This window comes from Rothia sp. HMSC072B03, from assembly GCF_001809565.1.
Classification (GTDB): domain Bacteria; phylum Actinomycetota; class Actinomycetes; order Actinomycetales; family Micrococcaceae; genus Rothia; species Rothia mucilaginosa_A.
The window spans coordinates 369,467-379,703 of sequence record NZ_KV797970.1 but is presented as its reverse complement, the minus strand read 5'-3'; the positions used below and the strand labels follow the sequence as shown (position 1 = coordinate 379,703).

Below are 10,237 nucleotides of genomic sequence, written 5' to 3'. Positions count from 1 at the left end.
AAACCCGTCCCCAAAGGAGTACACGCCGATGTCCGGACCCACACGCGAATCCACGCCGCGCCGCAACGACGCCGCCCGCAGCTCGGTCGCCACCGACCTCTCCCTCATTGCCGTCTTCGCGGCCCTCATCGCCGCCCTGGCCATCATGCCCGCCATGAGCCTCGGCGGCATCGCCGTCCCCTTCACCTTCCAGACCCTCGGTATTTACATCACCGCCCAGGTGCTCGGCGGCAAGCGCGCCGCCGCCGCCGTGGCGCTGTACCTGCTGGTTGGCTTCGCCGGCCTGCCCATCTTCGCGAAGGGCGGCGCGGGCCTGGGTTCGCTCGCATCCCCGAGTGCCGGCTACCTGCTGGGCTTCCTGCCCTTCGCCGCCATTGCCGGCACCCTCGCATACCTGTTCACCCGTAACACCCGCTCGGTCGGTGCTACTTTCCTCATGGCCCTGCTGGCAAACTTCTGCGGTTTTGTGGTTCTGACCGCCTGCGGCATCGCCGGTATGATGGTGAACGCCCACATGAGTTTTATCGCCGCGTTCAACGCGGCCATGGTATTCGTCCCCTGGGATCTGGTGAAGTCCGTCATCGCGGTTCTGGTCGGCTTGTCGGTGCGCCGCGCCTTCCCGTCCCCGACTTCCACCCAGCGTTAGAGACGCCTCCAAACCACCCGAGAGGAAGCTATGTTTTTCCGCCGCTCCCCGCGCCAGAGTACACCGCAGACCGTGCAGGGCGAGCAGGCGGATAGCGCCTCCACCAGCATGCCCGCCCTCGAGCTCGAATCGGTGAGTGTTTTCACCGAACTGCCCGAAGGCGGGCATCGCCGTATCCTCAAGAACGTGAGCCTGCGCTTCACCGCGAAGCGCACCGCGGTGCTGGGCCTCAACGGTAGCGGCAAATCGACCCTGCTGGGGCTTTTTAACGGGCTCACCCACCCGGACGAGGGCATTGTGCGCGTCAACGGCGTGGACACCCTGCAGGCGCCGAGCCGCGGCTCCAACGGTATCGGCTCGCAGGGCGCTTTCGAGGGCGTAGGGATGCTCTTCGCTCAGCCGGAGGCGCAGCTCATCATGCCCACCGTCGCAGAAGATATTGACCTGAGCCTGCGCCGCGCCGCGGCCGTTGAGAGAACCGCGCTCAACGGCGAGCAGCGCCGCGAGCGGGTTCGTGAGCTCCTGCGCGAGCGCGGCCTCGAGCGGCTGGAGAACCAGAGCGTCTTCACCCTCTCGGGAGGCGAAAAGCAGCTGGTGGCCCTCACCAGCGTTCTTGCGGCTGGCCCGCAGATCCTTCTGCTGGATGAGCCGACTACCCTGCTGGATCTGCGGAACCGGGCGCGGTTACTGAAGCACCTGGAGTCCCTGGACCAGATGCTGGTGCTCAGCACGCACGATCTGGATTTGGCGGCCTCCTGCGATGAAGCCGTAATCATTCACGACGGGTGCCTGCTCGCCCGGGGGGATGCGGCGCAGATGGTGCAGCGGTACCGGCTGTGGTGTGCCGAGGGGTTCCCGAATGAGGGGGCAGCCGAAGGTACGGATTCAGCGGGAGGCGCGCATGAGCGCTAACATGCCGCGCGCGAACCCCCGTGTGAATCCTCGCCCCGCCTCCCGGGGGTCCGGCTTCAACCCCGGCACCCTGCTGGTGGGTTTCTATCAGCCGCTGAACACGCCGGTGCATCGGGCGCCGCTGTGGTTCAAGGGAACGCTTTTCTTTGGGTTGTTCATTGTGCTGGCGGTGACCGGCTGGCAGGTGGCGCTGGTGGCTTTGGCCGCGGCCACGCTGTGCGCGCTGTGGGCTGGAGTGTCCGCCTCCCAGCTGTGGCTGGTGGTCCGAACGCTGGCGCTATTGCTGCTGATTATGGCCGCCTACTACGTGCTGACGGGCCAATACGCTTCCGGTGCGGATGCCATCGCGACCATGCTGACAGCCTTCTACGCTTCCCGTACTCTGCTGGTGAGTACTCCCCTGCCGGTTCTGATTGACGGTTTTGTGCGGCTGTGCTCGCCCCTGCGTTTTATGGGTCTTTCGCCCGAGCGTCTGGGGTTGCTGATTGCCCTCATGATTCGTTCCATCCCGGCGCTCGTGGACCGCTGGGGTGCCCTGCAGCGGGCGGCGGTGGCGCGTGACCTTCCGCGCCGCATGTATTGGCGCCTACTGATTCCCTGGGTGGTGCAGGCGGTGGATTACGCGACGGCGACCGCTCGGGCTTTGCGGGCGCGTCGTGTGGACGAGCTGAAATAGGCGGATTGGGGCGGTGACGCACGGTAAACCCGCGCAGAGAGTAAGGGCGGGGTGAAGAGTCACCCCGCCCCTACGCTTTTACCCCGGGGTTGAGTTCAGCCGCCTTTAGGGCGTCTCGACGACCACTGCCGCCGGGAGCTGCTCCCACCACAGGTACCAGTCGTGCTGGCCGTAGAGCGCCTCCACGAGCTTGTCGAAGCCGCGGTAGACGCGCACCGGCATTGCCGAGGAGACCATCGTGTGCTCGACCGCCAGAATCTCGGTGTCGCGGCGGGTGGTCACGGGAACCGGCGTGTAGAACTCGATGAATTCGGCCGCGATGACCGCCGGGTAGGCGTCGTCGCGTTCCAGCCAGTAGCGGGCGATGGCCAGCATGGTTTCGGGGGCGGGGCTGACGTCCCAGCCGCCGAAGGGGAAGTACGCGAAGACGTCGGAAGCAACCTGAACCGGCATGTCCACGATGAGAAGTTCGGAGGCCCGCTCGATATCGGTGGCCTTGACCTTCTCATTGAGGACCCCGGCGGTCAGCTCGAAGGGGTATTCCGCGTCCAGCGGTGCGTTGAGGTCTTCCTCGCTGAGCTCACCGTGTTCCATGAGGTGCCGGTAGACGTTCAGGTAGGTGGTCTCGTTGAGGCTCCGGAAAGCCTCGTGCGCGGCCCGTTCCACGCCAACCTGTCGCAGGTGTTCGTGCTGGGCCACGAGGAGCCCAACCGCGTACTGCTGAATCGTGTCAGCGGTAATCTCCCCGACGGGTGTTGAGGTGCGTATGGATACGTTGTTCTCAATGGTCCCGAGCAGGGTGGAGTCAAGGGCAACCACGATGGGGGTTATTCCCTTATTCTTGCCCTCGTAGAGGTGTTCGAGGTATCGCCGGTTGAGTTCGGCTCGTGGGGCGCCGTGGCGGATTCGCTCGTGGGGGTAGGGATACAGGGCGACGAAGCGCTCGTAGAGCTCTGCCATGGTGTTCTCCGATGTTTGGTTACCCCAAGTTTAGCGCTTATTTCCGGGGAAAAAAGGGGGTTTTTAGTGCCCCGGAGCACCCCTCCGAATCGCGCGTTTTTTTCGTTTGATGAGCTGCTATCGGTGAGGTCCAAACGGGTCTAAACGTTCGTTGTATTGGGCGGTTTCGGCGAACAAATCTTCCGAAAAAAGTTTGGAATTTTTTTGGTCGGCTGCTGAGACGAAAGGGCGGGTCGTGCTCCCCCGTCGCGGGGGCCTACCGAGCGGGACTGAGCCGGCGCCCGGTTGGGCCGTCCGACCCCGCGCCCGCGTTCGTTCCCGAGCACTCGCAAATTTCGCGCACAGCGCCTCCCGCCCTCGAGCGCATCTTCCCTGGAATGATACCCAACGTCAGGTGCGGGCGATAAGCTTCCCGATTCTCCCGGCTAGCCCGTCATATTTACGTATTTACGCGCTCTTATGGCGTTTCTCTGGTGGTATTTGACAGGGTGCCGTACAGTAGGGGTACCAGCTATCTATACCTCGGTTTGTATAGCCGGTAGCGTCAATTGATCGAGTCGTAACCAACGGAGGTTCTCGTGACGAATAGCTACTACAAAGAGATGATTCGCCTGGCAGACAGCATCGCTGATAAGGCGCATGAGGGACAGACGGACCGCAACGGCTGGCCTTACATCTCTCACCCTCGTCGTGTTGCCCTGGGGGCACGCAAGCTCGTTTCTGAGATGGCATCCTCGACCTCTCCCGACACTTCCCTGGAGGAGCTGAAGGCTGAGGTACAGATTGTCGCCCTGCTGCATGACACGGTGGAAGATACCGGAGTGTCGCTGCCCTACCTGGCTCGCTACTTCTCCCCTCAGATTGTGGACGCCGTCGAGGCGCTGACCCGCCGCCCCGGTGAGTCGCGCGTTTCGTACCTGGGACGCGTGCGCGCCAACGATTTGGCCCGCCTGGTGAAGCGCGCCGACATCATGGACAACCTGGACCCGCACCGTCTGGCAAAGCTGGACGAGCCGACCCGCTCCTGCCTGCACATCAAGTACGAGCACTCGCTGGAGCTTCTGGGCCTGAACGAGTAACCTGTCTGGCCGCGGCGAATAGCATCTCAGATGCATAACAAAGCCGCCCGGTGTATGGATACTGTATCCACGCACCGGGCGGCTTCTAAATTATCTGTTGAATTAGTTCAGATGGGAGACTGCGTAATCGGCCTCTTCCTCGGTGAATCCTTCAACCGAAGAAGTCAGCTGAGAACGAATTGCCTCGGGAGACATACTCATCGTCTTCTGGTAGCTCTTAGCCTTCTCCAGGGCATTTGCGTTCCAGTCAGCCTTCACGTTGTCCACAGCGTACTGGGCCGCCTCGGGGCTAAACTTCTCAAATTCACTGGTGAGCTGGTTATAGATACCCTGCTTAGACATGTGCATGGTGCGAGAGTACGATTCAGCCTTCTTCAAAGCAGACTTATATTCGGTGGGAACGTTGTTATCGTTCTGCTTCGTGTTGGGTTCTGCCGCGCCTGCAGAGGAAGATTCACCGCCAGATTCCTGAGAAGCTTCAGCAACGGCAGAAGAATCGGCAGCCGCCGAAGATGAAGAAGCGCTCGTAGACTTGCTGGAGCCACCACCCATCACCGAAGCGCAACCACCAAGAAGAACAAGAATAACGAGAGTGATGAACCACCAACGGAGGTAGAAGGGCTTCTTCTTAACGTAGACAGAACCGTCAGCGGCGATAATCTTTTGTGCCATGATTTCCTTTCGGCGTCCTCAAGCGGCCGTTGCATGAGGAGCCTAGTATGACGTGAGTGTATGATTCACAAGGAATCATACTTGGACCCCCCCCCAGTCAAATTGTCCTAATTATCAATAAAAAATCTATCCTTGTTGTCACCGCATAATCCTCAGCCTACAAAACATAGCGCTAGGTCTTTGCCCTAATTTTTAACAACATAAAAACACCCGCCGGGTGCGGAGAGTCTATACTCTCCACACCCGGCGGGTATCTATTCAGCGTCTAGGAGCTTAGATGTTGAAGCCCAGCGCGCGCATCATGTCGCGGCCGTCCTCGGTGATACGCTCCGGACCCCACGGCGGCATCCAAACCCAGTTCACGCGCCAGGAATCCACCACGTTCTCCAGGTTGGCCTGCACCTGTTCCTCAATCACTTCCTGCAGCGGGCAGGCTGCGGTGGTGAGGGTCAGATCCAGGATGAGGGTGCCGTCCTCATCCCAGCGCAGACCGTAGAGCAGGCCGAGGTCAACAATGTTGACGCCGAGCTCCGGGTCAATGACCTCCTTGAGGGCTTCCTCAATATCTTCCTGAGGAACACGACCCTGCACAGTCTCAGTCATAGTTCAATCTTTCTTGTCGAATCCGGTGACGGAAAGCAGGTTACTTCTTACCCACGTAAGAGACGTAGCCCTCTTCCTCCAGGCGGTCAGCCAGCTCGGGGCCGCCCTGATCAACCATCTTGCCGTCCACGAACACGTGCACGAACTGCGGCTTGATGTAGCGCAGGATGCGGGTGTAGTGGGTAATCAGCATGACGCCCATGTCGTTAGCCTCGTGAGCGCGGTTCACGCCCTCGGACACAATCTTCAGAGCGTCGACGTCCAGGCCGGAGTCGGTCTCGTCGAGAATGGCGAACTTGGGCTTGAGCAGCTCGAGCTGCAGAATCTCGTGGCGCTTCTTCTCACCACCGGAGAAGCCCTCGTTCACGTTACGGGAGATGAAGTCGGGGTCGATCTCCAGGTTCTTCATGGCTTCCTTAACGTCCTTGGTCCAGGTACGCAGGGAGGGAGCCTTGCCGTCCACTGCAGTCTTTGCGGAGCGCAGGAAGTTCGACATGGTCACGCCGGGAATCTCAACCGGGTACTGCATTGCGAGGAAGAGGCCAGCGCGGGCACGCTCGTCAACGCTCATCTCGGTGATGTCCTGGCCGTCCAGCAGAATCTGGCCGGAATCAACCTGGTACTTGGGGTGGCCGGCGATGGTCGAAGCCAGGGTGGACTTACCGGAACCGTTGGGGCCCATGATGGCGTGAATCTCGCCCGAGTTGATGGTCAGGTTAACGCCCTTGAGGATGGGCTTGGTGGTTTCGTCATCGAGGATGACCGAGACGTGAAGGTCCTTGATTTCAAGAGTAGACATTATTTCTCCTGGTAAAGCTTAGTTGTTGCTGAGTGCGAGCTCTGCCTCAAGGGCCTCGGTGAGCTGCTCTTCAAGTTCGGGAACGCGAATCTGCTGAATGACCTCGTTCAGGAAGCCGCGCACGACCAGACGGCGGGCCTCAGCCTCCGGAATACCGCGAGCCTGCAGGTACCACAGGTGCTGCTCATCGAGCTGGCCGGTGGTGGATGCGTGACCGGCGCCCTCAATCAGGCCGGTCTCAATCTCCAGGTTCGGCACGGAGTCGGCGCGGGGGCCAATTTCCAGCAGCAGGTTACGGTTCAGCTCGTAGGTGTCGGTGCCTTCAGCGTCCTTACCAATCAGAACGTCGCCAACCCACACCGAGTGTGCACCCTTACCCTGCAGCGCGCCCTTGTAGGTCACGCGGGACTTGCAGTTGGGCACGGAGTGGTCCACGAACAGACGGGACTCAATGTGCTGGCCGGCATCCACGAAGTACAGGCCGTACATTTCGGTCTCGGCGCCGGGAGCGGTGAACTTGGTCGAGGGGGTCACGCGCACCAGGTCGCCACCGAGGGAAACCACCACGTGCTTGAAGCGGGAGTTGCGGCCCAGCTTAGCGTACTGTGCGGAGGTGTGGATGGCGTCGTCAGCCCACTGCTGGACGGACACGACGTTCAGCTCGGCCTCGTCGTCCACCACGAACTCGATGTTCTGTGCGAGCACGGTGGAGCCGGTGTGGCGGATGACCACGACGGCCTTCGAGAAGGGCTTAGCCTCAATCACGATGTGCTGGGCGGCGGGCTCGTTGCCGGTGCCGTCGATATCAATCTCGACGTGCTCGGACAGCTCGGCCTCGGCGGGGATGGTCACCACGGTTGCCTCGGAGAAGCTGGACCAGGCGTTAGCCGCCACGCGATCCTCGGGAACACCGGCGGAGCCGATGCGCTCGTCCTCGCGGGAGACGGTCTCAACCTTGACCTGCTCGGGTGCGGTCACCTTCGGTGCCGGTGCGGTGCCGGTCAGCTTCTCCAGGTGCAGGCCACCCAGACGCTTCAGCGGGGTGAAGCGCCAATCCTCTTCACGGCCGGTCAGCGGAGCGAAGTCCTCCACGTTGTAGGAGGTCTTACGCTCGGCACGGGATGCCTCCAGCACCTTCTGGATGTTGTTCGGGTTGGAGCCCTGGTGGTGTGCCTCGGTGGCACGGTACAGGGTGTCATCGTGGGCGAACTCGGTGGCGAGCTTCTCGCCCTCCTGGTCCATACCGGGGATGATCGGGGAGTGGTAACCCAGAGTTTCTTCGTTGGTCGGCATTAGCCCACAGATCCTTCCATCTGAAGTTCGATCAGGCGGTTCAGTTCGAGTGCGTACTCCATCGGCAGCTCGCGGGCAATAGGCTCAACGAAGCCGCGAACGATCATCGCCATTGCTTCTTCTTCGCTCAGGCCACGCTGCATCAGGTAGAACAGCTGGTCTTCAGAGACGCGGGAAACCGTCGCCTCGTGACCCATGGTCACATCGTCCTCGCGCACGTCCACGTAGGGGTAGGTGTCAGAACGGGAGATGGTGTCCACCAGCAGGGCGTCACACACCACGGAGGACTTGGAGTGCTTAGCACCCTCGCGCACCTGAACCAGGCCACGGTAGGCGCTACGGCCACCGTTACGGGCCACGGACTTCGACACAATGGTCGAGGAGGTGTTCGGTGCAATGTGAACCATCTTCGAACCGGTGTCCTGGTGCTGACCCTCGCCAGCGAACGCGATGGACAGGGTCTCACCCTTGGCGTGCTCGCCGACCATGTAGACGGCGGGGTACTTCTGGGTGACCTTCGAACCGATGTTGCCGTCCACCCATTCCATGGTGGCACCCTCGTGCGCAACCGCACGCTTGGTCACCAGGTTGTAGACGTTGTTCGACCAGTTCTGAATCGTGGTGTAGCGAACGCGGGCGTTCTTCTTCAGCACAATCTCAACCACTGCGGAGTGCAGGGAGTCGGACTTGTACACGGGGGCGGTGCAGCCCTCGATGTAGTGAACGTAAGAGCCCTCGTCAGCGATGATCAGGGTGCGCTCGAACTGGCCCATGTTCTCGGTGTTAATACGGAAGTACGCCTGCAGCGGGATTTCCACGTGAACTCCCGGGGGAACATACACGAAGGAACCACCGGACCACACTGCGGTGTTCAGCGCGGAGAACTTATTGTCACCAATCGGGATGATGGAGCCGAAGTACTCCTTGAACAGCTCGGGGTACTCGCGCAGACCGGTGTCGGTGTCGACGAAGATCACGCCCTGCTTCTCCAGGTCCTCACGAATCTGGTGGTACACGACCTCGGACTCGTACTGTGCAGCCACACCCGCGACCAGCGAGTTACGCTCCGCCTCGGGAATACCCAGGCGCTCGTAGGTGGTGCGGATATCCTCGGGCAGTTCCTCCCAGGAGCCGGCCTGACCCTCGGTCGAACGCACGAAGTACTTGATGTTGTCGAAGTCGATTTCGGAAAGATCCGCGCCCCAGGTGGGCATGGGCTTACGCTCGAAGAACTTCAGCGCCTTCAGACGCATGTCCAGCATCCACTGGGGTTCGTTCTTCTTCGCGGAGATGTCACGCACGACGTCCTCGTCCAGGCCGCGCTTTGCTACCTGGCCTGCTTCGTCGGAGTCTGCCCAACCGTACTCGTAGTTACCAATGCCCTCGAGTTCGGGGTTCATCTCCAGGATCTCTGAAATGACGGTATCGTTGGCGTTCTGCCCAACTTTCTCAGTCATTACGGCCTTTCTTCGATGGTTATTACATTCTCTCCGCCACCTGCCGGATGCAGGCGCGGTAGTCCTTGGGGTTCGAGCCGCCGGCTAGACGCTCGGCTTCTCAGCCGGCGTGCCGTCATCGGGCTCGGTCGGCGTGGCTGGTTTCGTCGACTTCGCGTTCTCCGCCACGGTCTCTCGGTTCAGCGGCACGTGCGTGGTGCACACGTGCGCGCCCGAGGCCATCGTGGAGAGCCTGCGAACATCAACGCCCAGAAGATCAGAAATAATCCCGGTCTCCTGCTCACAGAAGACCTGGAAGTCTTCGGCCAGGTCGCGAACCGGGCAGTGGCCCTGGCACAGCTGGATACTCGCGAGGAAGTGCTCCGGCACGCTACGACCCACGGGAGGCTCGGTCACCTGCGCGGTGGCCACGAAACCGTCCCTGCTCATGGCCTCGGCGAGCGCCTTAGCTCGGGCGGCCACGTTGTCTCCGGCGGCTTCCACCACCGGGCGGTAGCGCGCCTCCATCTCGGCTGCGCGGGCGGAGGCGAAGGCCTCCAGCGCCCCGTCGCCGACGGTATCGCGCAGCATCTGCAGGGCGTTACGCGCGATGAGCAGGTAGTCGTTGCCGAGCCGCTCGTGCCCCTGCGGGGCAATCACGTAGCGGCGGGCCGGACGTCCGGCACCCGCGCCGTGCTTCTTAATGGGGGCAACCTCGATCATGTTGCTTGATTCGAGGGCGTCCAGGTGGCGGCGGACCGCGGCGGGGGTCAGGCTGAGCAGCTCCCCCAGGCTTGCAGCGGATACCGGTCCGTGGTTAAGAACGCCGCGGAGCACGCGGTCCCGGGTACGTTCCTCAGCCTCGGCCTTACGCTTGGATGTGCGTGCCGCGGAGGACTTTTTGGTGGAAGCACTACAAGAGCCCGACGCTGCACCTCGGGTGCCGCCTCGGGTCTGTGCCTCACGCTCGGAGGAGCGCTGAGATGTCTTGTTCACGGAATACACAAATAAAGTATGTCCTAATTGTTTTTTCTTTGGCTAGTTAGGTCTTCCTACTTGATGACTTTTTTACCCGAAGCTGAATGTTGATCGTCTTAAAAATGTGTTGAGCACGTGAGGTAGTGCATAGAATATAGGGGTATATCACGCGAATAAATCGAA

At 61.2% G+C, this 10,237-nt stretch carries 11 protein-coding genes; 4 read left to right on the top strand and 7 right to left on the bottom strand.

The window, feature by feature from the left end:
* Nucleotides 1-28 precede the first annotated feature (28 nt).
* From HMPREF2630_RS08150 to HMPREF2630_RS08140, 3 genes are read left to right on the top strand one after another with little or no spacing between them, the layout of a single operon-like run.
* Nucleotides 29-646 (top strand): biotin transporter BioY, encoded by a 618-nt coding sequence (locus tag HMPREF2630_RS08150; RefSeq protein WP_070484364.1) that lies wholly within the window; start codon nt 29-31, stop codon nt 644-646.
* A gap of 30 nt (nt 647-676) precedes the next feature.
* The gene (locus tag HMPREF2630_RS08145; RefSeq protein ID WP_070484361.1) at nt 677-1,558 is read left to right on the top strand and encodes an energy-coupling factor ABC transporter ATP-binding protein; all 882 of its coding nucleotides are present in this window, start codon (nt 677-679) and stop codon (nt 1,556-1,558) included.
* Nucleotides 1,548-2,234: an energy-coupling factor transporter transmembrane component T family protein gene (locus HMPREF2630_RS08140; protein ID WP_070484359.1), complete on the top strand. Its 687-nt coding sequence runs from the start codon at nt 1,548-1,550 to the stop codon at nt 2,232-2,234. Before HMPREF2630_RS08145 ends, HMPREF2630_RS08140 begins: the two co-directional genes overlap by 11 nt.
* Before the next feature lie 105 nt (nt 2,235-2,339).
* Here the strand turns inward: HMPREF2630_RS08140 and HMPREF2630_RS08135 are convergent, their stop codons facing one another.
* Complete coding sequence (locus tag HMPREF2630_RS08135) at nt 2,340-3,194, bottom strand: DUF4253 domain-containing protein (protein WP_049334155.1); 855 nt, start codon at nt 3,192-3,194, stop codon at nt 2,340-2,342.
* Nucleotides 3,195-3,772: 578 nt separating this feature from the next.
* On the opposite strand from HMPREF2630_RS08135, the gene HMPREF2630_RS08130 reads away from it, so the two are divergent.
* Nucleotides 3,773-4,273, top strand: coding sequence for an HD domain-containing protein (locus tag HMPREF2630_RS08130; protein WP_049334154.1), 501 nt, complete (start codon nt 3,773-3,775; stop codon nt 4,271-4,273).
* Nucleotides 4,274-4,375: 102 nt separating this feature from the next.
* On the opposite strand, the gene HMPREF2630_RS08125 is transcribed toward HMPREF2630_RS08130, so the two are convergent.
* The 6 genes from HMPREF2630_RS08125 to HMPREF2630_RS08100 all read right to left on the bottom strand — a co-directional run bounded on the left by HMPREF2630_RS08125 (nt 4,376) and on the right by HMPREF2630_RS08100 (nt 10,081).
* The gene (locus tag HMPREF2630_RS08125; RefSeq protein ID WP_070484356.1) at nt 4,376-4,945 is read right to left on the bottom strand and encodes an Ltp family lipoprotein; all 570 of its coding nucleotides are present in this window, start codon (nt 4,943-4,945) and stop codon (nt 4,376-4,378) included.
* A gap of 273 nt (nt 4,946-5,218) precedes the next feature.
* Nucleotides 5,219-5,548, bottom strand: a complete 330-nt coding sequence (locus tag HMPREF2630_RS08120; protein WP_049342815.1) for a metal-sulfur cluster assembly factor — start codon at nt 5,546-5,548, stop codon at nt 5,219-5,221.
* A 40-nt stretch (nt 5,549-5,588) separates the two neighbouring features.
* On the bottom strand, nt 5,589-6,347 hold the full coding sequence (sufC, locus tag HMPREF2630_RS08115; RefSeq protein ID WP_049334152.1) for a Fe-S cluster assembly ATPase SufC: 759 nt from the start codon (nt 6,345-6,347) through the stop codon (nt 5,589-5,591).
* Nucleotides 6,348-6,365: 18 nt separating this feature from the next.
* Entirely contained in the window at nt 6,366-7,640 is a 1,275-nt protein-coding gene (gene sufD / locus HMPREF2630_RS08110) for a Fe-S cluster assembly protein SufD (RefSeq protein WP_049342816.1), read from the bottom strand.
* Nucleotides 7,640-9,097, bottom strand: coding sequence for a Fe-S cluster assembly protein SufB (gene sufB / locus HMPREF2630_RS08105; RefSeq protein WP_049342817.1), 1,458 nt, complete (start codon nt 9,095-9,097; stop codon nt 7,640-7,642). The genes sufD and sufB overlap by 1 nt, the downstream gene beginning before the upstream one ends.
* An 84-nt stretch (nt 9,098-9,181) precedes the next feature.
* Nucleotides 9,182-10,081, bottom strand: a complete 900-nt coding sequence (locus HMPREF2630_RS08100; RefSeq protein WP_049342818.1) for a helix-turn-helix transcriptional regulator — start codon at nt 10,079-10,081, stop codon at nt 9,182-9,184.
* Between the last annotated feature and the right edge of the window lie 156 nt (nt 10,082-10,237).